At 52.9% G+C, this 22,795-nt stretch carries 19 protein-coding genes; 4 read left to right on the top strand and 15 right to left on the bottom strand.

The genetic code is table 11. The features are described 5' to 3' along the window. Positions 1–33: 33 nt before the first annotated feature. Positions 34–912, bottom strand: a complete 879-nt coding sequence (locus LF95_RS20245; protein ID WP_073957015.1) for a LysR family transcriptional regulator — start codon at positions 910–912, stop codon at positions 34–36. Between the two features lie 181 nt (positions 913–1,093). On the opposite strand from LF95_RS20245, the gene LF95_RS20240 reads away from it, so the two are divergent. Further along, positions 1,094–1,705, top strand: a complete 612-nt coding sequence (locus tag LF95_RS20240; protein WP_073957014.1) for a glutathione S-transferase family protein — start codon at positions 1,094–1,096, stop codon at positions 1,703–1,705. A 63-nt stretch (positions 1,706–1,768) separates the two neighbouring features. Here LF95_RS20240 and LF95_RS20235 read toward each other — a convergent pair whose 3' ends face one another. From LF95_RS20235 to LF95_RS20220, 4 genes are all read right to left on the bottom strand, one after another. After that, positions 1,769–2,887, bottom strand: a complete 1,119-nt coding sequence (locus LF95_RS20235) for a 2OG-Fe(II) oxygenase family protein (RefSeq protein WP_073957013.1) — start codon at positions 2,885–2,887, stop codon at positions 1,769–1,771. A 176-nt stretch (positions 2,888–3,063) separates the two neighbouring features. Beyond that, complete coding sequence (gene dapE, locus LF95_RS20230; protein ID WP_073957012.1) at positions 3,064–4,218, bottom strand: succinyl-diaminopimelate desuccinylase; 1,155 nt, start codon at positions 4,216–4,218, stop codon at positions 3,064–3,066. Positions 4,219–4,328: 110 nt separating this feature from the next. Beyond that, positions 4,329–5,174 (bottom strand): 2,3,4,5-tetrahydropyridine-2,6-dicarboxylate N-succinyltransferase, encoded by an 846-nt coding sequence (gene dapD / locus LF95_RS20225; protein WP_073957011.1) that lies wholly within the window; start codon positions 5,172–5,174, stop codon positions 4,329–4,331. 175 nt (positions 5,175–5,349) lie between these two features. Next, positions 5,350–6,057: a pyrimidine 5'-nucleotidase gene (locus tag LF95_RS20220; RefSeq protein ID WP_073957126.1), complete on the bottom strand. Its 708-nt coding sequence runs from the start codon at positions 6,055–6,057 to the stop codon at positions 5,350–5,352. A 402-nt stretch (positions 6,058–6,459) separates the two neighbouring features. Here LF95_RS20220 and LF95_RS20215 point away from each other — a divergent pair, with 402 nt between their 5' ends. Further along, positions 6,460–8,160 (top strand): EAL domain-containing protein, encoded by a 1,701-nt coding sequence (locus LF95_RS20215; protein ID WP_073957010.1) that lies wholly within the window; start codon positions 6,460–6,462, stop codon positions 8,158–8,160. Positions 8,161–8,277: 117 nt separating this feature from the next. On the opposite strand, the gene LF95_RS20210 is transcribed toward LF95_RS20215, so the two are convergent. The 3 genes from LF95_RS20210 to LF95_RS20200 all read right to left on the bottom strand — a co-directional run bounded on the left by LF95_RS20210 (position 8,278) and on the right by LF95_RS20200 (position 11,860). After that, positions 8,278–9,078: a substrate-binding periplasmic protein gene (locus LF95_RS20210; protein WP_073957009.1), complete on the bottom strand. Its 801-nt coding sequence runs from the start codon at positions 9,076–9,078 to the stop codon at positions 8,278–8,280. Between the two features lie 153 nt (positions 9,079–9,231). Beyond that, positions 9,232–10,857 carry a phosphoenolpyruvate carboxykinase gene (locus LF95_RS20205; RefSeq protein WP_073957008.1) on the bottom strand — a complete coding sequence of 542 codons (1,626 nt, stop codon included), beginning with the start codon at positions 10,855–10,857 and terminating at the stop codon, positions 9,232–9,234. A 208-nt stretch (positions 10,858–11,065) separates the two neighbouring features. Continuing rightward, positions 11,066–11,860: a HugZ family pyridoxamine 5'-phosphate oxidase gene (locus tag LF95_RS20200; RefSeq protein ID WP_073957007.1), complete on the bottom strand. Its 795-nt coding sequence runs from the start codon at positions 11,858–11,860 to the stop codon at positions 11,066–11,068. 427 nt (positions 11,861–12,287) lie between these two features. Between LF95_RS20200 and LF95_RS20195 the strand changes: the two genes are divergently transcribed. Together LF95_RS20195 and LF95_RS20190 are read left to right on the top strand one after the other, a co-directional pair. Further along, the gene (locus LF95_RS20195) at positions 12,288–14,567 is read left to right on the top strand and encodes a putative bifunctional diguanylate cyclase/phosphodiesterase (protein ID WP_073957006.1); all 2,280 of its coding nucleotides are present in this window, start codon (positions 12,288–12,290) and stop codon (positions 14,565–14,567) included. Next, a complete protein-coding gene (locus LF95_RS20190; protein WP_073957005.1) occupies positions 14,564–16,483 on the top strand; it encodes a sensor histidine kinase in 1,920 nt (639 codons plus the stop codon). Before LF95_RS20195 ends, LF95_RS20190 begins: the two co-directional genes overlap by 4 nt. Before the next feature lie 63 nt (positions 16,484–16,546). On the opposite strand, the gene LF95_RS20185 is transcribed toward LF95_RS20190, so the two are convergent. From LF95_RS20185 to LF95_RS23570, 7 genes are all read right to left on the bottom strand, one after another. Next, complete coding sequence (locus tag LF95_RS20185; RefSeq protein ID WP_073957004.1) at positions 16,547–16,723, bottom strand: DUF1289 domain-containing protein; 177 nt, start codon at positions 16,721–16,723, stop codon at positions 16,547–16,549. 260 nt (positions 16,724–16,983) lie between these two features. Continuing rightward, positions 16,984–17,181 (bottom strand): CsbD family protein, encoded by a 198-nt coding sequence (locus LF95_RS20180; RefSeq protein WP_073957003.1) that lies wholly within the window; start codon positions 17,179–17,181, stop codon positions 16,984–16,986. 172 nt (positions 17,182–17,353) lie between these two features. Next, the gene (locus tag LF95_RS20175) at positions 17,354–18,556 is read right to left on the bottom strand and encodes an ABC transporter permease (RefSeq protein ID WP_073957002.1); all 1,203 of its coding nucleotides are present in this window, start codon (positions 18,554–18,556) and stop codon (positions 17,354–17,356) included. 5 nt (positions 18,557–18,561) lie between these two features. Next, positions 18,562–19,710, bottom strand: a complete 1,149-nt coding sequence (locus LF95_RS20170) for an ABC transporter permease (protein WP_073957001.1) — start codon at positions 19,708–19,710, stop codon at positions 18,562–18,564. After that, entirely contained in the window at positions 19,707–20,405 is a 699-nt protein-coding gene (locus LF95_RS20165; RefSeq protein WP_073957000.1) for an ABC transporter ATP-binding protein, read from the bottom strand. Before LF95_RS20165 ends, LF95_RS20170 begins: the two co-directional genes overlap by 4 nt. After that, positions 20,402–21,565: an efflux RND transporter periplasmic adaptor subunit gene (locus tag LF95_RS20160; RefSeq protein ID WP_083607842.1), complete on the bottom strand. Its 1,164-nt coding sequence runs from the start codon at positions 21,563–21,565 to the stop codon at positions 20,402–20,404. The genes LF95_RS20165 and LF95_RS20160 overlap by 4 nt, the downstream gene beginning before the upstream one ends. A 142-nt stretch (positions 21,566–21,707) precedes the next feature. Beyond that, complete coding sequence (locus LF95_RS23570) at positions 21,708–22,745, bottom strand: helix-turn-helix domain-containing protein (protein WP_073957125.1); 1,038 nt, start codon at positions 22,743–22,745, stop codon at positions 21,708–21,710. Between the last annotated feature and the right edge of the window lie 50 nt (positions 22,746–22,795).

Raw genomic sequence — 22,795 nt, 5'->3', positions numbered from 1 at the left:
CGTTTGTCGGCAGACGGAATGGTCTGTTCGTCATCAGGCCGTTTTGCGCGTGGTTGCACGGGCGGCAAAGGTGGTGCTTACACGATGCTGGATGGTGCTGGCAAGTTGCCGATTAACCAGCGGATGGGCCGCTTCATTGATTAAAAGGGCAATGCCCACGGCGGGCAGGGGTGGGAAACCATCCTGATGATCCAATATCTGCAACCCGTCACTTACGGAAATGGCGGCCAGGGCGGCAACCCCCAAACCGTCGCGGACCAGATGTAACAGCGATGCGGCCTGCCGCGTTGTTGCCATCAGCCGGAAGGGGCGGTCCGATTTGGAAATGGCGTCAATCGCCCAGGCGTGAAATTTGCAGTCTTCCGCCGGTAATACCAGGCGCAAAGGGTCCTCAAGGTGTTGCTGATGGATCGGTGATGTCACCCAAACCCCGGTTTCAAGATGCAGGAAATAGCCTTCCTCGCCTTTTTCCGACCGGCTGATAATGCTCAGATCCAGTTCGCCCTGATCGACCATGCGCCGTAAAATAATTGTCGGATTAACCGAAATGAAAAACTGTGCTGTGGGGTGGATTTCGCTGATCGCACGCAATACCACGGGCAGAATTTTTTCGGCATAATCGTCCGGGCAGCCAATGCGGATGGGGCGGGAAAGTGTCTCGCCGCGTATGCTTTCGCGGGCTTCCTCCTGTAGCGATAAAATGCGCCTTGCATAACCCACAAAGGTAATCCCCTCGTTGGTCAGCACGACATTGCGGCCTTCACGGGTGAACAGTTTCTGATCGAGTGTCTCTTCCAGCCGCTTCATTTGCATCGAAAAGGCCGATGGCGTGCGGCCCACACGGTCTGCCGCGCGGTTAAAACTGCCGCATTCGGCAAAGGAAACAAAGCTGCGCAGAAGATCACTATCCATGATGGCTTCCCGTGTTTTTTGGCATGACGAAAAAGATACCGCAAAACTGGTCAGAAAAAACCATCAATGAAATTGAACAATATCGTCAAAACTATTCGATTGTTTGCCAGTGATCCTGCAGCAAAGATGGCATTGCGGGGCCGGCCCGATTTTACACAGACCGTTTATCAGGATAAAAACCATGATTTTGCATGATTTTCTGCCATCGGGTAATGGCTATAAAATCCGGCTGTTGCTGAGGTTTTTGGGCCAGGAATTTTCACTTGTTGAACATGATATCACCAAGGGTGACACCCGCACGGATGATTTTCGCAAAAATATCAACCCGGTCGGGCGTATCCCTGCGCTTGATATGGGGGATGGGCATGTTCTGGCCGAAAGCAACGCCATTTTGCTGTTTCTGGCTGAAGGCACCAAATGGGTGCCGACCGACAAATGGGATCGGGCAGCGGTTTATCAGTGGCTGTTTTTTGAACAATATGAACACGAACCCAATGTTGCGGTTTTGCGTGCCTGGATGAGTGTCAAAGGCACGCCGGACTATGGCAAGCCCTTGATACCCATGAAACGCGAGGCGGCTTATAATGCGCTGTCCATCATGGAAGATCGTCTGAAAGACCATGACTGGCTGGTGGGTGATGACTGCACCATCGCCGACATTGCGCTTTATGCCTATACCCATGTTGCCGACGAGGGTGGGCTGGATATGGCGCGTTTTCCAGGCATTGGCCGCTGGCTTGCGAGATTTGCCCAACACCCGGCCTATGTGCCAATTACCTGGAAACCGGAATAGTCTGAAAGGGATCAGGCCGGTAATGGCAACCGGCCTGTCTGGTTTTGGATGCTTTGGGACGGGTTATTTCTTCATCGCCAGTGGCTGCACGGTGCCGCGATGTTTGGCCATCATCTCCTGTTCCTGGCGGGCACCTGCGGCATCGGTCAGGAAGGTGAAAATGCCAAATCGCTCGCCTTCGGTCACAGGCATGGCTTCGTGCAGAAGCGAGCAGGAAAACACCAGTGCGCCGCCCTGAGGTGGCGCATATAGCGCCTGTCCATATTCCGGGAAATTAACCTGCCCGCCCTTATAGGTCAGCGGGTTAAGGTTTAGCGAAACGGCAAAGCGGCGATGGGCGGTAAAGGTTGTTTTATTGTCGCGATGTCGGCCGAAAAACCCTTTTTCCTTGCTGTGATAATTGCCAATGCGCAGGGCCTCCATGCTGGCTGTTTGGAATTGAAAAGCCTTGGCAATTTCGGGCACAACCCGTTTGACGATGCGGTTTTTAACCTCGTTAAACAGTTTTTCATCCAAAAGCACGACATCGTTGCGCACTTTCATCGCGGTATCGCCGGCCTGGTTGCTTTGGTTGCCTTTGGAAACGCCATTGGCCTGTTTGTCGCCCTTGCGCCAATATTTCAGCAACTGGTCGCACAGTTCGGGTTCCAGCACGTTATCCACCACCAGGACCGGTGCCTGGCGTTGAATAACGCCTGATCCCACCATGTCGAAATGGGCCTGGCAATAGGCAACCGCCATCTGAAATCCGTTCATGGCTTCTTCGGGGGCCGAAAATACGCCGCCCAATCGTCCGTCGGGGCGAATAACGATAAAACCCTGATCCTTGATGTCAAAAACCGGCATCAGGCGGTTTTCCGGGTCAAATATCACCGTGATGCAATCGGGGATCTGGCGTTTGAAATCTTCGTCAAGGCTGCCTTTATGGCCCGCTACCACCAGGAAAAGCCGAATGGTGGTTTGTTTCATTTGCCCGGCAAATTTTGCGGTTTGCGCCATATCATCGGCGGTGGGTTGTTTTGTCCCGACCCATAAAATCAGGCTGTCGCCAGCAATACGCTGGTCGGTCAGGTCTATGGCAACATCATTCAGGCCGGGCAGTGCGATACGCGGGACAATATCGCCTTTATGGCAAACAGGAACCGGCTGGGCGCCATTGGCGGCGGGGGCGTTTTTTTTCATTGGTTGGAAATCCGTCAATGCTGACGCAAGGGAATGAAAGATGCCGTGCCATGAAACAGGATGACCGGCTTTTGCATCATAGGGAGGCTTTCCTGCCCTTGGCAAGATGCCGCAATGCCGGTAGGGAAAATTTGCCCCGGCATCGCGGCCTGTTGTTGCCTTCCCGCCATGCGGGATCAGTCAAAAAACCGGTTCAGGATTTCATCGTAAATCAGAACAAGGTTGTCGATATCATCGACCATTGCATGTTCATCAACCTTGTGCATGCTTTGCCCGACCAGGCCAAATTCGGCAACTTCGCAATATTTTTGAATGAAACGGGCATCCGACGTGCCGCCGGTGGTGGACATTTCCGGGCGGTGGCCGGTGATTTTCTCCGACGCATCGGCGATTAGCCCGGCCAGTTTCCCCGGGGCGGACAAAAAGGCCTCGCCGGAAATTTTAACCGTCAGGTCATGGGCACCGGCATGTTCCGCACAGGTATCGCGGATCCATTTTTCCAGATCAACCCCCTGGTGCAGGTCATTAAAGCGGATGTTAAACGCCGCACTGATTTTGGCCGGGACCACATTGGTTGCCGGGTTGTTGGCATCAATGGTGGTGACTTCAAGATTACTGGGTTGGAAATGATCGGTGCCGGTATCCAGCTCGCGCGAGGTGAGGGCATCCAGCACACGAATAAGCCGGGGTACGGGGTTATCTGCCAGATGCGGATAGGCGACATGCCCCTGCGCGCCATATACCGTAATCCAGCCGGTAATGGATCCACGCCGCCCCACCTTCATCATCTGGCCCAGATATTTCGGGTTGGTGGGTTCGCCCACAAGGCAGGCGTCAAATTTTTCGCCGTGCGCGTCGCACCATTCCAGTAATTTGACGGTGCCATTGATAGCATCGGCTTCTTCATCCCCGGTGATCAGCAGGCTGATGCTTTCATCAAAATCGGGGTTGGCGGCCAAAAAACGGTCCAGTGCGCCGACAAAGCAGGCAATGCCGGTTTTCATATCAACTGCTCCGCGCCCAAACAGGCGACCATCCACCACATCGCCGCCAAAGGGGGCAACGGTCCAGGCCTTTTCATCGCCCGCAGGGACCACATCGGTGTGACCGGCAAAACAGAAATTCCGGCCCTTGGTACCCCGGCGGGCATAAAGGTTGTCGATGCTGTCCAGGCCGTCCTCGCTGAAAATTTTGCGTTTGACGTCAAACCCGCGTTCTTCAAGGGCGGCCTGCAAAACATCCAGCGCACCGGCATCGGCTGGTGTAACGGAAGGGCAACGGATGAGGGACTGGGCAAGTTTCAGGGCGACAGACGGGGCGGCGGACGACATGGGGCCTCTCTTTGGGAAAAACTTATGGATATGCAATCATAAACAAAGGGACGAAAATGCGTTTTGCACTTTCGTCCCTTATAATCAATCAGATCACGGGCTGACAGCGATCAATCGCGCAGCAATTCGTTGATCGAGGTTTTGGAACGGGTTTTTTCGTCAACCCGTTTGATGATTACGGCGCAATACAGGCTCGGGCCGGGTTTGCCATTGGGCAGCGGCTTGCCCGGGATCGAGCCCGGCACCACAACCGAATAGGCCGGAACGCGGCCAACAAAGACTTCACCGGTTTCACGGTCGATGATCTTGGTTGATGCCCCGATGAAAACGCCCATCGAAATGACGGCACCTTCTTCGACGATGACGCCTTCGACAATTTCCGAACGCGCGCCGATAAAGGCGTTGTCTTCAATAATCACTGGGCCGGCCTGCAGCGGTTCCAGCACGCCGCCAATACCGGCACCACCGGAAAGGTGAACATTTTTGCCGATCTGGGCACAGGAACCAACGGTGGCCCAGGTATCAACCATCACACCGCTATCAACATAGGCACCCAAATTGACAAAGCTGGGCATCAAAACCGTGCCCGGCGCGATATAGGCCGAACGGCGCACAATGCTGCCAGGAACGGCGCGGAAACCGGCCTTTTTGAAGTCTTCTTCACCCCAACCGGCAAATTTGGACGGAACCTTGTCCCACCAGTTGGTGTTTTCGCCCGGCCCACCGGGGATGGTGGTCATGTCATTCAGGCGGAAAGACAGCAGAACAGCCTTTTTGGCCCACTGGTTGACGGTCCAGTTTCCATCCTTTTTCTCAGCCACGCGCAAGTCACCGCTATCGAGAGCCAGCAGGGTCTGCTCGACAGCTTTACGGGTTTCGCCCTGGGTGGCCGAGGTGATCTGTTCGCGGTTTTCCCAGGCGACATTGATCACGCCTTCAAGTTCAATCTTGTCCATTTATGGTCGTCCTTGCGGTGTGGCTGTTTTTATACGTCGCGGCGGAGAATGGGCAAAGCCCGGCGTCAAGTCAACTCCGCCCGTCTCGGTATTTTGACGGATTATAACTTTTTATCATTCCGGCATCATTGCCAAACTGCGACATATATGTGGCGATTGACAAAATGGCGGCGCACTAACGCATTGATTTGTTGACCAGCATTTCCAGAAAGGCCGGCAGATCGTCGGTTTCATGGTCAATACGCGGGTCATCCCGTCCCTCATGGGCCCAATCCGAATCGCTATGGACCCAAACGGTGGTCATGCCCATATCCTTTGCCGGTAACAGGTTTTTGGCCATGTCCTCAAAATAGATCGCACATGTTGGATCTATGCCGTCTCGGGCAAGCAGGCGATCATAGGGCTGTTGTTGCGGTTTGGGGATATATTCGGCATCAACAATATCAAAGATCGTTTCAAAATGATCGGCAATGCCAAGGCGTTCCATAACGCGGCTGGCATGGCCGCGCGAGGCATTGGTGAAAATGACCTTGCGGCAGGGCAGGTTTGCCAGCGCATTGGCAAGTACGGGTGATGGCGCAATGACCGATAGGTCAATATCATGAACCTTGTTCAAATAATCGGCCGGATCGATTTTATGTTCCATCATCAGACCGCGGAGCGTGGTGCCATATCGACGAAAATAATCTTTTTGAACCAGATATGCCTTTTCTGCCGGCAGGCGCAGATAATCGGCTACATATTTCCCGATCAGGACAGAAACCTGGGAAAAAAGATCACAGCTTGACGGGTACAACGTGTTATCAAGATCAAAGATCAAAACGCTGTTTTCGTTAACGACCGGCAGGGTGGCGGGGTCTGTTGGCTGAACAGTGTGGTTCATAAAATCCTTTTCCATTGGTCAGGGGCTTGAAAAAGACCGGAATCGTCCGGATATCACGGAAGCGGGCCGATAAAACCGATTTGAAACTGATTTGTAGTCATAGCGGGTCCGGGGGGATGAATGAAGAACAATCACAATGCCGCTACAGGTAAACATGCACATACGCAGTGGGTTGCGATAAAACTGGAATTGGTTTTATCGTAAAAATTCGTGATGGGCAGTGTGCCACACAGATTAAATTCGACAAAACCACATAAAGTCAGTTTTAATTGTCAGAATGATAAAGTGCCTTTAAAGGGTTGGGTATATCTGGTGAATGCCGGATTGGGGGCTTCCGCGAAAATGATTTTGTTTTCCCGGGAAGATCGAAATGAGAGTGCCGTTTTGGCGTGCGAGGGGTAGTTGGCCAACAGTCTTAAGAAACATGCGTCATCCTTGCGCAATGAACGCAATCGTTTTGCAGCACTGGCATTTGTTTGGGGCGACCTGTTGCTGGAGCTTGATGAAGAGTTCCGTATTGTGTTTGCGTCTGGTGCCTCCGAAGGGATTTTGGGGCAAAGGACCCAGCAAATCGAAGGCGGGCCTTTTGTTGACCTGCTTGCCAGTCATTTCAGGCCGCTGGTTAGCGAGATGCTGCATGTAGCGCGCCGGCGTGGCCGGATGGACAATGTCCTGGTGCGGTTTGTCCGCCCTGATGAGCGTATCAGCCCGCCAGTATCCCTGACGGGATATTTTTTACCCGATCTGGACGGCCATTTTTTTGTTGCCTTGCGCGTCACGGTAAATTCGTTGCCACATGATGTTTTGCAATCCATTCAGCGTGATGGCGCAACCGGCCTGCTGGACGAGGAAAGCCTGTCGCGTGTTGTCACCGAACGTTTGATGGCGCAACGCGAAACCGGACAGAATCAGAAATTCTCGCTGTTTACCCTGAATGCGTTTGAACCCCTGTGCGCCCGCATGGAAACGGTGGCCCGTGACGAAATGCTGTCGACCATCGGTGCATTTTTTAGGGCGCATTCCATTGCCGGGGATACCGCCGGGCGTATCAACACCAACCAGTTTGGCATGTTGCATAATCCCGAAGTGCGTATTGGCGACCTGGAAGACCGGATTACCCAGTGCGTGCAAAATGCCGACCCGGATGGCAAGGGTGTTATTGTGCGGACGTCGGAAACCGATTTTACCGCGCATGCCATGCCGCCGGGCGATTTGGCGCGTGGTGTTTTATATTCGATCCGGCGCTTTTGCGACAAACAGGAACACAATTTTACCTTTTCACGCCTGAGCGGGCATATGCCCAACCTGGTCAATGATACCTTTGGCGCGATGCGTGATTTTGGCCAGCGTGTGGACCGGCTGGAATTTGATGCGGTTTATCAGCCGATTGTGCGCCTGCCATCGGCGGAAATTCACCATTTTGAAGTGCTGGTCCGTTTTTATCGCGAAGATGGCGAATTGATCCCGACCGACAAGCTGATCATGTTTGCCGAGCAGGTTAATATGATCCACCGGCTTGATCTGGCGATGTTGCGCCGGACCCTGAAATGGATTGAACGCCAGCTTGAAGAAGGCATTGATGCGCGTGTGGCGGTTAATGTTTCGGGCAACAGTCTGGTTAATCCCGATTTTTGCCGTTCGGTGATCGCATTGTTCGAGCGTAGCAAAAAAGCCCTGCCGCAATTGATGATCGAAATTACCGAAACAGCCGAAATTACCGAACTTGAGCAGGCGTCGCGCTGGCTGGCGCGTTTCAGGCAATATGGTGTTGAAATTTGTCTGGACGATTTTGGCACCGGTGCGGCCAATTTCAGCTATCTGAGCGCGATGGAAGTTGATTATGTCAAAATCGATGGTCCGTCGATTCATCAATCGCTGAAAACCCAAAAAGGCCGGGCTTTTTTGCGTTCTCTGGTGGGGCTGTGCCATCAGCTGGGGGTCGAGGTGGTGGCGGAAATGATCGAAACCGACGATATGCGCGACCTTGTGACCAAGGCCGGGTTTGATTACGCCCAAGGCTATCTTTTTGGCAAGCCGGAAAAAGATATTACCAGCTATTGGCGGAAATTGCGGTCGCGGCGTGGGCGCAAGAGTTTGAGTTAGAGCGTTTTTCCATTCATGTGTCTGGTTTTGTTGGCCGCGTCATTTCTGTGTGCAGCCAGGTATGTTTATGCGTTTGCTCTGGTAAAGGCAAAAGGCTTTCGTCCCAGTAAAAAGAGACTAATTGATCCAGTTTGTGGGATTGGCCAGGGACATTTCGCTTACGCCGTATTTTTTCAGGATGCTGTTATAAACACCATTGGCCTGAATGGTTCGGAGCCCGTGATTGAGGGTTTCGACCAGCGCATAGGCGTCGTCGATCTTGCGTGAAATGCAGCCATAATAAGGGGCATGTTTCAGTTCGCGATATTCCAGCGAAAAAGGAATATTATGCTTTTTTTGTGCCACAAGAACCGGCGCGCGGAAAGAATAGATCATATCGATTTGACCGGTATAGAGCATTCCCAGTAAAGTCTGCTCGCTGGTTGCCGTTACCACATTCAGCCCGGCATCTCCGGCCGATTTTTCAAGGCTGTAGCCTGAAACCACGCCGATGCGCAAATTGCGCACATCTTCCAGTTTGGTAATATATTGTGGAACATGGCCTGCAATGGAAAACAGTCCGATGCGCGCATTTCCAAGCTCGATCGAATAGAGCAGGTCGTTTTCCCGCTCGACCGAATAGGAACAGGAGCACAGGCCGTCTACCTGCCCTTCTGATGCCAGCAGATATGCCCGTTTCCAGGGATAAAACGGGGTTTTGACCTTGATGTCGCTTACGGCAAAGGCGGCGCGCAGAATTTCCACATCATAGCCAGGCATTTTCAGGTTTTCGGCGATTTTCGACGGCGGAAAAGGGTTGCAGGCCAGCGTCACATTACGGCGCGGTTTTTCGTGGGCATCTGCGATGATGCTGATACCACAGAACAGGAATATCGCCAAAAAACCAATCGCCCAATTCCGGTTCCGCAACCATGTCATGCGCGTTCTCCCCTCTGACCGCGTTTAATCTGTAACATTATTCCGGTCCCTGGTTGCGGTTGTCTGGCGCACCGCTTTTTGTTCATGTTTCGCGACATAAAAAAAGGCTGACCCGAATAGGGTCAGCCCTTCCGGTGCTAAACAAAGCAGATGTTATTCGGCAGCCTTGATTTCGGCACTGTTGCGAATAGCAATTTCTTTGACACCATCATCTACATGTTCTTCAAATTTGGCAAAGTTCTTTTCAAAGCGTGCGGTAAGATTTGCCGCTGCCTTGTCATAGGCGGCCTTGTTCGACCAGCTTTCGCGCGGGTTAAGAACGTTTGCCGGAACATCGCCGCATTCGGTCGGATAGGACAGGCCAAAGAACGGATCTGTTGCGAACGGAACGTTTTTCAATTCGCCATTCAGGGCCGCATTCAGAAGGGCACGGGTATAGCCGATCTTCATGCGAGATCCTTCGCCAAAGCCGCCACCGGACCAGCCGGTATTGACCAGCCAGCAATCCGAACCGTGCTTTTCAATCAGTTCACCCAGAAGTTTGGCATAAACCGACGGGTGACGCGGCATGAAGGGCGCACCAAAGCAGGCGGAAAATGCCGCAGTCGGTTCCTTGACGCCTTTTTCGGTGCCAGCAACCTTGGCGGTATAGCCTGACAGGAAGTGATACATCGCCTGGGCTGCGCTGAGTTTTGCGATTGGCGGCAAAACGCCAAAGGCGTCGCAGGTCAGCATGACGATGTTTTTCGGATGACCACCCCGGCCATTCTCCGACGCATTGGGGATGAATTCGATCGGATAGCTCGAACGGGTGTTTTCGGTGTGGCGCGGGTCGTCAAGGTCAAGCTCGCGGGTTTGCTTGTTCATGACAACGTTTTCCAGAACCGTCCCAAAGGTTTGGGTGGTTGCGTAGATTTCCGGCTCTGCCTCTTTGGACAGCTTGATCACCTTGGCATAACAGCCGCCTTCAAAGTTGAAAACGCCGTCTTCGCCCCAGCCATGTTCGTCATCGCCGATCAGGGTGCGTGACGCATCGGCCGATAGGGTGGTTTTACCCGTGCCAGAGAGACCAAAGAAAATGGCAGTGTCGCCGTTCGGGCCAATATTGGCCGAGCAGTGCATTGGCAAAACGTTTTTGGCCGGCAGAATGTGGTTAAGGACGGAGAAGATCGATTTCTTCATTTCGCCCGCATACCAGGTGCCGCCGATCAGCACCATTTTACGTTCAAAGCTGACCATGACAAAAACGTCGGAACGCGTACCATCCGTTTCCGGGTCAGCCTGCAGGCCCGGCGCATGCAGAATGGTAAAGCCGGGGTCAAAATCGCGCAGGTCTTCTTTGGGCGGCTGAATGAACATGTTGCGCACAAACAGGTTGTGCCAGGCATTTTCATTGATGATACGCACCGGCAGGCGGAACTGCGGGTCGGAACCGGCATGACAATCCTGTACGAAAAGTTCGGTTCCCTGGAAATAGGCGCGGATTTTTTGATACATGCGCTCAAATACATCCGGGGAAACCGGGCGGTTAACATCGCCCCAGTCAATATCGGCCTTAACCGAGTCTTCTTCGACGATATAACGGTCCTGTGGGGAGCGACCGGTATGTTCGCCGGTGAGGGCGACAAAGGCGCCACCCTTGGCAATTTTGCCTTCCGAACGACGAATGGCATGTTCGTAAAGGCCTGCGGCGTCCAAATTCCAGTGAACAGCGCCAAGATTTTTGAGGCCATGTTTTTCAAGGCCTACACGGCTGACAACGGGTCCTGATTGCAGCACGGATCTCTCCTAGTCGGATCAAATTCTGGGGTTTAAAAACAAATATGAAAGCAACCCGTGGGGTGGGTCCCTGACATTGCGACATATTGTTACAATGGCATGGCAAAAGCAACCGCTGCTTTGGTCAAATAACCCGCAATTTTCACCCTTTTCCCGAATGTGAAAATAGCATGTTCATATATGCTGAAAACGCCGGAAATCTGCCGTTTTATATCGGAATTTCGGTCTTTTTCTGACCTATTTTCACCAGAATCTTTTGCGCATCTTCCATACTGCAAATTGTATGAGGAAATTCGAGTCGAAAGACGGTGTCATTAAAGGAAAAATACGCTCCGTCGCAGTCAATGGCCGCCAGTGTCCACCGGGTTTTGGGCGCCGTTATTGCTGGCAGATACCAATGCGCAATTTGGGCAATCAGGTCTGGTTTGTTTTTGTTCACATCATCAATTAGCGCGGCATGGCCTTTTGTCAGGGTGTTAAGGTCCGCGCCATAAAGCTGTTCTCCGCGCAGGCGGCGCTGTTTACCAAATCCGCCGACCCAATAGGCCGCCTCAATTTCAATGCGGTAAAAGGCAAAATCGGCAAAACCGGCGTAAAGGGCGGCTGCGGGCTGAACAGTAAGGTAGCGGCGTTCGATCCTTGCATCGTCAATTTTCGTGGCCTGCCCAAAAATTGTCAGGCGCTGGGTATCGGTAACGGGGGTTTTGGGTGCGGCGGCGGGGTGGGATGTTTCTACCGTGCCACCAGGGGAATAGGGCCGAAACATCAAGGATACGCGCGGGTCATTATGGATATGACGGGTATGATCGGCCAGTTGCGAAATCAGGATAATCGGTGCGCCATCCATATCGATCACCGGCTGCACCATCGAGGCGACCGGCCAGCCATTTGCCACCTGACTGTGGGTAAAGGCCAGGGTCGCCAGGGTTGCTTCGGGGGCCGTGCGCATCAGGCGGCGCAGGCTGGCGGCGTCATTGGCTGGCGTAATTGGATCTTGTTCCATTTTACCCCTTGAAGTTGAAAGTTTTTATGTTCACCTTAATTAAAGGTGAGAAAAAAGCATTTTTACACGGCAGCCGGTTGTTAAGCCTGTTCATCGTTCCGATGTAATATCAGATAAATCTGAATAAAAAACGAAAGGGCTGTTTTCTGTCTGCTCATCGGTGCCAGAGGGATCGTTTACAAGGGGCGAAAGGTGAAACGAGTCACATTTTTTGAAAATGGTGCGAATTAACTTTTAAAATAATTCTATTGTTTGACAATCAATTGGTTAAGGGGAAAAACGTGTTGAGGATATACTGGGTGCGATGCCCCCAATTCAGATTGGGGGTCAAACATATAGGGGCAGGATGATGGAGACAGTTTTCATTTTCCTGAGGGGGAACGTCCCGTCGGCAGGCATTTAAAGGCTTTAAGGGGATCGGGATAAAGTGGACAGCGATGAAGACGATTTTATTGAAATTTTTGACGGCGCTGATGATGGTGCCGACCGTGGTGTTGGTCTTGACGACCCCGTAGATGGCACCTTATTACCGCCGGCGCTGTCGTCGTGGAAAATTCTGGTGGTGGATGACGATCTTGATGTTCACGAGGCGACTGAATTTGCCTTGCGTAAGGTTACTATTCTTGATCGTTCGCTTGAACTGATCCACGCCCATTCCGGTGCCGAAGCCGAACGGATTTTCAATTCCCGGCCCGATATTGCGGTAATCCTTCTTGATGTTGTCATGGAAGAAGAACATGCCGGGCTGCATCTGGTGCGCAAATTACGTGAACAGGGACATACCAAAACCCGGATCATTTTGCGAACCGGTCATCCCGGTTACGCCCCCGAAAGCCGGATCATCCGCGACTATGACATTAACGATTACCGCACCAAGGATGAACTGACGCGCACAAGGTTGATCACAACCCTGACGGCTTCCATCCGTGCCTATGATTATATCAATACTCTTGAACAAACGCGCAGTGGGCTGGAACTGATCATTAAAAGCACGCGCGATCTATATAGCCGCCGCAGTTTTGATCTGTTTGCGCAAGGGGTGCTTGTGCAACTGGCGGCCCTGTTGCATCTGGAACCGGAAGGGGCCATTTGCGCCATTGGTCCAGCACAGGAAGGCAGCGATACCCTGATGCGCCTGCCGATTATTGCCGGGCTGGGCCGGTTTCACGATCAGGTCGGGCTGGATATTGCCAGTGTTCCCGGGATCGACATTACTTCGCTATGCACTTTGCCCTTTGACAGCCATGAACCGGTTTTGATTGGCAACAGCATTGCCATGCGCTTTGCGGCCAATCGTGACCGGGAATTGCTGGTTTATTTTGAGCATGCGGGCAGGGTCAATAATGATGCCATCTCGCTGCTGCGGCTGTTTTCGGGCAATCTGGCGCTGTGTTTTGAAAACCTTGCCCTGCTTAAACGTCTTGATGAATTGGCATTTGTTGATCAGAAACTGGGTATTCCCAACCAGAATGCCTATTTTCGCAAGCTGTCTGACATTATCGATATTGATGATCGGCATTGCCATGTCGCCCTGGTCCTGATCGACGAAGCCCCGCAATTTGCCGTGGCCTTTGGCACGGAATTTGTTGACCGCCTGATCATGGTGGTTCATGCGCGGATGAAAACCATGATCGGCGATGACATTTTTGTCGCCCGTCTGGGGGAATTCCGCCTTGCCGTGATTGACGAAAATTGTGTGGTTGAGGAAACCATCCTGTTGTCGGTCTTTGAAAAAGCCTTTGTGATTGATGGAAACAGCATCACCCTGTCGGCCACGATCGGCGTGGTGCGCGAAGGTGTGGAAAACCATGAATCGGTCGCGGTGGACCGCGCTGTGCGGACCACATTATTGCGTGCGGCCCAAAACACCCCCGGCAAGGCCATGCTTTATACTCCCGACCTGCAAGACAATATTGCCCGGTCGGTACAGTTGCGCAGCGGCCTGCATGATGCCCTGCGCAATGGTGATATTACGTTTCATTTCCAGCCACAAATCGCCCTCACAACCGGCAGACTCTCTGGCATGGAAATTTTGGCCCGCTGGACATTTGAAGGCGAACCGGTGTCGCCCGCGCATTTTATTCCCCTGGCGGAAAAAAGCGGTCTTATTTCGGAATTGACCTTTCATGCGGTGGCGGCTGCCGGGCGATTTGTAGAACGGCGCAAGCAGCTTACGCTGCCCGAAGTGCGGGTTTCGCTTAATCTTTCGGTGTCTGATATTAATCAAAAGGGGTTTGTGCCCCGGTTGTTGTCACATGTGCGCGATGCGCAACTGGGGCCGGAAAACCTGCAATTTGAAATTACCGAAAGCTTTGCCATGCACAGTGCGCGTGAGGGCATCACGGTTATTTCCATGCTGAAAGAGGCCGGTTTTCGCCTGTCGCTGGATGATTTTGGCACCGGTTTTTCCTCGCTCAGTTATCTGGATCGCCTGCCGATTGACGAGGTCAAAATTGACCGTTCCTTTGTCAGCCCCTTGCAGGTGGTCACAGCCCGGCAAAGTATTGCGGCCTCAACCCAAACCATTGCCGATAATCTGGGGCTGGAAGTGTTGGCAGAAGGGGTGGAAACGGTCGAACAGCATCAGATTTTGCGGTTCATTGGTGTGAAATATGTGCAGGGCTTTCTGTATGGCCGCCCAATGCCGGAAGACGATTTTATATCCTGGGAAAAAGGCTGGGATATGTCCAAGGTGTTTGCTCAATGACAACGGCCCGGCGCGCCATGATCAAACGTGCCCAGGAAGGTTTGCTTTCTGGTGCCGGAAATTTGCATACCATTTTGTCCTCGTTGCGTTTCTGGTGGATCTTCGGGCTGATTTTTTTGTTCTGTACTTTGCTTTTTGGGGCAGGTTTGCTGGGCTGGTACCAGGCGGAACAGAAATCTTTGCGCGAAGATCGCGAACTGGTGCTCGAGCGTTTTACCAATCGTCGCGAAAATGTCCTCTACAATGCCTTTATCAGTTTCGAGCAACAATTGCTGATCGCCTCGGAAACCGAGGATATCCGCAATTTTTTATCCGATGATCATTCTGCCGCGACGCATCTTTCGGTCATCGTCAAACAGCTTCCAGATATTTTTCAGGCACGTATTCTGGCTACCAATGGCCGGGAGGTTATTCGGGTGGATCGCACTGTTGGCGGCGTTGTGCGTATTCCCGACCAGGACTTGCAGGACAAGTCCGACCGTTATTACTACCAGCGGGCGACAAAAATCACGGCAGACGAGGTTTATATCTCGGCGCTGGATTTGAATGTTGAAAATGGCAAGATCGAGGTTCCGTGGCGGCCAACTGTGCGTTTGATCTCGCAGATCCTCGATAAGTCGGGTCGCAAGGAAGGCTATCTGGTTTTTAATATCGATGCGTCACAAATGCTTGCGGAATTTGGCTCCTTTGCGCCTCGCAATGTTCAAACGACCCTGCTGAACAATGATGGCTACTGGCTGGCTGGTAAGCCAAAGCAGTATCTGTGGGGCTTTATGACAGGTAATGAAACGACCCTGGCAAAAAGCGATCCTGTTTTGTGGCAAAAGCTGGAAAGTGAGAAAAGCAATGTCGTTTTTGAATATGCTGATACGCTTTATACTGTTCGTCATTTGCCGCTTTCAGGCATCATTTCTGGTGGGGCGTTGATTGCCCGTCAGGTCGAGGATAATGGCCTTTTGGTTTTGGGCTCGATTAGCCTGGAAAGCCGTTTGATGGCCTTTGAAAAACGCGATTTCATTTTCTTCGCAATTTGGGAGCTGTTAAGCGGGCTGTTATCCTGGGTCGGGGCGCATTATTTGATCAAACGGCGTCAAACCCGGGATGTGCAAAAACGTGTTGATGAACAATTGCTTGAAGTTCAGCGGATGGCATCGCTGGGCCGCATTGTTGCCGGTGTCGCCCATGAATTGCGCACACCGATTGGCAATGCGCTGACCACGGTTTCGGCCCTGTCCGAAGATGTGGATGAACTGGGAACGGCATTCCGGTCCTCGCAAATCAGGCGCAGCACGGTCGAGGAACATCTGGAACATCTTAAGGGGGGCTGTCGTATTGCCCAGTCCAATATCGAGCGTGCGGTTGCCCTGATTGGGCATTTCAAACGCACTGCAGTGGACCAGAGCACCCAGAACCGCCGCAAGTTTGATTTGGCAATTGTGTTAAATTCTCTGCTTGAAACGGTCCGACCGGAATTTCGCAAATCCAGCATTATTTTACGCAAAAGCTGCCCGGCTGGCCTGGCTATGGAAAGTTATCCCAGCGCGATTGATCAGATCATTTTGAATCTGTTGCAGAATGCCAAGGTTCATGCCTTTGTCGGGCGTAAGTCGGGCATGGTTTCGGTTCGCGCCTTTGCCCTGACCAAGGACACGATTTGCATCGAGATTGTGGATGACGGTGTCGGCATCCCGGCGGAATTTTCAGACCGTATTTTTGAACCCTTTTGGTCCACCAAATGGAACAATGGTGGCAGCGGCCTGGGACTGAGCGTGGTGGCAAATGTCGTTAACCGGGTTTTGATGGGCGAGATTACGGTCAATAGTGTTGAAGGCGAGGGAACGACCTTCCGTATTGTGATCCCGGCGACAGCGCCGCTGGCCTCTGTCGAGACTGATCTGCATTATAATTCGGATTAAGGCTGATTATCCGGTACCGGGACGCTTAGGGTGGTGGCTTTAGGGGATGCCGTGCAAATTTTCCTAGTTTCTTTCAAACTGTTTTTTGCGCTCACGCGCCTTTTGCAAAATACGTTTTTTCTGGCCGTCGCTGGCCGTACCCCAGGCACCGATTTCATGAATATGGCGAAAACACCCGGTGCAAACCTGTTTTTCCGCATCCAGTTCGCATATGCCGATACAGGGGGATGAAACTGCCATTGTGTTACCTAAAATCCTGTCATCTTGTTGCCTCGGGATTTTTAACATCCTCTCGTCCTTAGGCCAGCATAAATTACTGAAGCAGGATCTACGCCGGTTATGGGGGATGGTTCCGGTCTGTATCTGACAGGAAAAACCCCTTTTCACGCCGGGGGATGCGCAAAAAGGGGCGATGTGAATGCCGCAATCATTGTTGCGGTCTTTTGTTTCCGGCCCGCAGGATGTCGGGCCTGACGGTATCGGACCGGATGAAAACGCTGTTACAGGCGATCAAACCATTCGCTGACCTGGCGGTCCGCTTCTTCGCGTTCGATGCCATAGGCTTCCTGTAACTTGCCGACAAGCTGATCACGGTTGCCGTCAATGCGGTCAATGTCGTCTTCGGTCAGTTTGCCCCATTGCTCTTTGACATTGCCGCGCAACTGCTTCCACTTGCCTTCGATTTGATCCCAATTCATTGTGGATCTCCTGTCGTGTCATTTCGGATTAGGCGTTTGTCGGCGTCAGGCCCAAGGGAATTTCACATCGGGAGGGGACGTTATTCCCATCGGGCCCACTGTTAATGAAACGGTTTAACCTGCAAGATGTTCCACCACCTTTTGTAGCGGTTTATCGGGGGAGGGGAACATTCTAACTACGTGGCCGTAATGCCGCTGTTAACGGAAGCCGCGTTGCGACGAGTGCCGGAAAAGCCCCGCCCAAAAAACCAATCGCAAGGCTGAGAAGGCCAGCCGTGACCATGATGTCAGGTGTGACGGTTAAGGCAAATCCGACAGTCGTGTTATTGGCTGCCATTGTACTGGCTTGCCAGCCATCAAAAACAAGCCAGGATGTTATCACACCAAGAATAGCGCCAATGGCGGCCAAAATGACGGCTTCAAACCACGTTGCCAGAAATGCTGACAGGCGGCTGAAACCCAGCGCGCGCACGGTGGCAATTTCGATTGTGCGATTGGAAACCGAGCTCATCATGGTGTTAAGGGCCCCCACTGTTGCACCAACCGCCATCAGCAGGGTCAACGGCCAGCCAAACAGTTTGATCAGACGGGAAACCTGGCCCGACTGGGCGGCATAAAGGCTGGCTTCGGAAACCGCGATCAGGGATGTTGTCGTGATCGTTCTAAGCCTGTTATTCAGTTCTGCTATCGCTGCCGGGTCTTGCAGGCGCAGGTGCAGGCTTTGCACATCCCCCTGCCGGTCAAAGGCGGCACGAACGGTATCAAGGTCGGCCCATATTTCGGATTCAAAGGCACTGCCATGTGCGGAAAAATGGCCGGTGACCGTCCACTCAACCGATCCGAGCCGAATGACATTACCGATACTCAAACCATCAAAGCGGCCAGCCAAGTGATTGCCCACAACAATTTCCCGGCTGCCAGGCCGAAACAGGCGCCCGGCAGATAGCGTAATGCCGTCACGAATGCCAGGCCCTGTTACATCCATGCCGCGCAGGGCCAGTGTTGTCGCGGGGCTCTTACCATGCTCCCGTATTTCGACAGGTACGACAAGTTCGCGTGATAAAACGATATTCCCGGCAGGATCGCGTACCACACCCATATCGCCGCCGCTTGCCGCGATATTGCGGATGGCACTGGCCGGAATATCCGACCCGGTTTCCTGGTTAGTGCCCCCGCCCAGCACAACGGCAACCACAGGGGACCCTGCACTGGAAAGGGCGGTTTCAAACCCCCTGGCCATGGCGAGAAACCCCACCAGGACAGCAACCACCAGCGCAATTGACAGCACCATTGAAAGCGAGACCGAGAGGCGCCGTGGCAAGCTGAAAAGATTGGCACGTATCATCACAAGTGTTTGTTTAATCTGGGATGACATGGAACTTACCTTGTTCTGAAAGCTTTGATGACGGGTGTGCGCATGGCATTGAACGCGGGCAAAAGGCCGGTTGCCATACCAAGCGCAAGGATCAGAAGACTGGCCTTGAGGGCGAGAAGGGGTGAAAAGCTCAGCCCCAGTGCGGGCATGGCAAAGACCGTCGCCAGTTTGGCCAGGGCAAGGCCGGTCAGGCCGCCAATGACAAACACAAACAGCGTTTCCGACAGAACCAAAACCAGTATTTTGCGATTGGAAAAGCCGAGTGTCTTGAGAATGGCGATCTCGAATGTTCGTTCGCGCACGGCAAAAATCATGGTGTTGATGACGATCAGCAAAAGCGTGACAAAGGCCGCACCAATTACCAGATCGACGATCAGGGTGATGTCGGCATATTGGCGCAAGAAGGCACTTAGAAACTGCCGTTCCGACTGTGTGCGGGTGGGGGCCGCCGAATTGACAAAAAGATGGTCAATTCGGCTGGCAAGTTCGGCAGGTGAAACGGACGAACCGGGCCGAACCGCAAATGTATCGACCTGGTCCCTGCCCTGTCCCTGCGCACGGGTGGCATTGACATAATCGTACCGGCCAATGGCAAAATAGGTATCGGTACTGGTACTTTCGCCGTTGAAAATACCCTTGATGGCAAACCGCCAATTGTGCCCGCCATCTGACCGGGTGGTTTGAAAGGTTGTCAGGGTAATTGTGTCGCCCACTGACCAGTTCTGGCTGGATGCCAGGGCACGTCCAACCAGAATACCGTCACGATCCTGGTTGAGGGCGGCGATCAATGGTGGCGTCAGTCCCAGTTCCTTGCCATTTACGGCAAGAATTTGTTCGGGGTCAACGGCACTAAGCGCCATGATATTTCTTTGCGTATTGACAAAACCCCGCAGGCGGGCCACCGGCGACACGGCCGCAACACCGGGTTCGGCCGTGATGCGGGCAAGATAGGCCATTGGCAGGGTCAGGGGGCGTCCTCCCGCATTCATAACGCCTAAAATATCGTCGCTAGCCCCACTTGTTCCCTGTGATCCTTCGACGAAACTTGTTGTCAGGCCATAGATCAAAAAGGCGATGGCGACACAGACCGTTAACAGGATGCTGCGAAACGGTTTCCGCCAGGCATTTTTGCGCACCAACATTAAAAAGGTCATGATGCTGCCCTTTCCGTGTCAATGAACTGGCCCTTGTCAAGGTGCAATAACCGGCTGGCTGCATGGGCGGCCTGGGGATCATGTGTGACCATGATGATGGTTTTGCCCATTTCCCGGTTCAGAAAGGCGAGTATTTCCAGAACCTCGTCGGCGGATTTCCGGTCAAGATCACCGGTGGGTTCATCGCACAGCAACAGGGATGGGTCCGATACAATGGCGCGCGCAATGCCGACACGCTGTTGCTGCCCGCCTGACATCACGGATGGATATTGCTTTTCCCGCCCCCGAAGCCCGACAAGATTCAGTACTTTGGTGACGCGAAGCTGGCGTTCTGCTGCCGATAGGGGTTTTAACAGTAGGGGCAGGGCCACATTTTCCGCCGCATTTAACATCGGCAACAGATTATAGAACTGAAAGACAATGCCCATATTGTGGGCACGCCACGCGCTGCGTGCGGCTTCGCCCATGCGATCAATACGCTGATGATGGATGCGCAATATGCCCGCATCCGGGGTATCGATACCGGCAAGAAGGTTCAGAAGGGTTGATTTACCGGAACCGGACGGCCCCATGATGGCAACAAATTCCCCTTCGGATATGGAAAGGTCAAGATTGGTGAAAATCGGGATGGTTTCCCCGCCGATACGATAGCTTTTTTGTATGCCATCAAGTGCGATATAGCTGTTCTGTGTCATTGTGTTACGTCACCTGTTTGCAGGCTGCTTTCATGCAGCTTGGCTTGATGGGGAAGCAAAAGGCGGATGCGTGCCGCCATGTTGGGCCGCATGCCTTTTGGCGGATCAATCAGGGAAAGACGCAGCGTGATTGTGCCCTTTTCAAGCGACACGACAGGGGACAACCGGGTGACTTCAACGGGGAAAGGATAATTGGGAAAACCATCCAGAACGGCTTCGCCGCGTAATCCCGGATGAAGGCTGGCAATATTTGTTTCGGCCACGTCGGCGTCGATCATCATGTGCTGTGTATCAGCAAGGGTCAGCAGGCTTTGGCTGTCACGAACACTATCGGCGCGGGCCAGTACCGTGTCGCCAGTATGGGCGTTTAAGTGTGTGACAGTCCCGGCAAAAGGCGCACGAATGACAAGTTCTGCCAGGCGTTCTTTGGCGATGCGAATGGCAAGGTCGGTGCTCTCAATCTTTTGTCGCGCCTGCTCTACGTTGTTGGCTGCACTTCTTGCCATTGTGCGTGTTTCATCCAGCCGCTGTTTGGATACCGCATCGCGCTTTGCCAGAATTTCAATGCGGTCAAGGGTCGTGCGGGCCTGTTTTAAATCAATCATCGCTGCCGCAAGCGAAAGACTGGCGGCATTCTTGTCGGCCAGGGCCTGTTCCAGGGCAAAATCGGCATTGGCATCTTCCAGTGTGACCAGTATTTGCCCTTGTGCCACCCTGTCGCCGGGTACAACGGCAATATTGGTGATGCGGCCTTCATATTTGGAAAATACGGCGGTGAAACGGGGCGTTACCACAAACCCGGAACCGGTAATTTCTCTTGGGGCCGGTGCATTTGACGGTGTGGGGAAGGTTTCGGTTAAGGGCAGAGTGGTTTGTGTGGATGTGGCGTTAAGCCGCGCATTGGCTCCGGGTTCCGACACATCGGTTATTTCGGAAAACAGGCCCTTCATACGCACAAGAAGGGGCGCGTCATCATTTGGGGCCATTATCGCGGCTGTCAGGAAGGCTGCGATGATCCCGATCATCGTCATAATGGCGATGGCATGCGCCCCCTTTGATCTGTGCTTTTTCGGGGGTGGTGGGTCATTGGCCGCTGGTTCAAACGACAGGGATGTCAGTGTTGCGGCAATTTTGTCGTTGTGATCGGTTATTGTGTGCATGTCGGCAACCTTGCAATTTCAGGCAATGATTGTGGTGATGCCGACAGCATGCAGGATGGGGCAAAATGCGAGACCTGAAACAGCTTTTAGGTCGTCCTTAATCGCGATTCAGGTCAAAATTGTCTGGATAGGGTGGGCTTTTTTAGTGCATGCCGCCATTTGCGCCATGTTTTTTACGCCATTCCAGCGGCGACATGTCCGTCACCCGGCGAAATTCCCTGTTGAAGTTCGACTTGGTTTGAAAACCGACATCAAACATGATTTCGGTAACAGGGGTAGCGGATTCCGCAAGTAAGGTACAGGCCTCGGCAATGCGGTATTCGTTGACATATTGTGACACGTTTTTGCCCGTCGCGCGGTTGATGGCAGCCGAGATCTGGCGTGATGGCAGTGTCATTTTTCGGGACAGGCGATCCAGGTTAAGGTCGGGATCACGATAAACATGCCGGTCTTTCATCATCGCCTGGACGGCAAGGATTGTTTCTTTGTCTTCGGCCAGTTCTTCGGTTTGTTTTGGTTGTGGCGGGGTTTCCGGCATTTCGGCGGGTACATGACTGCGGCTGGCAACACCGGCGGCAATGGACAAAATGATCAGGGTGCCAAGATTGCCAAAGGTAATGACCTGAACGGCAAGCGCGCCATCTTTCCATAAAAAATCCAGGAAAATCAGGGTATCAAGCGTGGCAGACAGGGCCAGGGCAAAGGCCGCGAACAGAATGGCATGATAGGTGGATGTCGCCCCCTCGAACGGGGCCAGGCGCAGGGCATCCGTGCCGTGCCGCATGAGCCGCAAAATAGCGGCTGCATACCCGATGAATATCAGGATCAGCACAATATCAATTGCCGCGCGGCGTGTGGCCATACACAAAAGCACAATGATGGCGGGTAGGAGGTGAAAACTCAGCCGGAAAAACTGCTTTGGCGTGTTTTTACCCACCAGTTGCGAAACCCCAAGATAGGTCAGCGGGGGCATGAACGCCGCTGTCACCGGGGTGATATACATGACCGCCTTAACGTCATATCCCCAGTGTAAACCTGAAAAAACCGATTGCAGCGCACTGAGTAAAATCAGGGCAAGGAAGGGAATATTGGCTGCCGTTTCGGAGTCACGCTTGATCACGGCGACAAACAGAATGATCAGCAGAAGCGAAACAACAAACGGAAGAGGAATAAACAGCATGGACGGCCTCGGCTTCCGGCGGGAAATAATCGCCTGATTTTGCAGAAAAT

It is taken from the genome of Thalassospira sp. TSL5-1, from assembly GCF_001907695.1.
Lineage (GTDB): Bacteria > Pseudomonadota > Alphaproteobacteria > Rhodospirillales > Thalassospiraceae > Thalassospira.
Note: the sequence above shows the minus strand (reverse complement) of the source record. Positions and strands in the feature narration are given on the sequence as shown.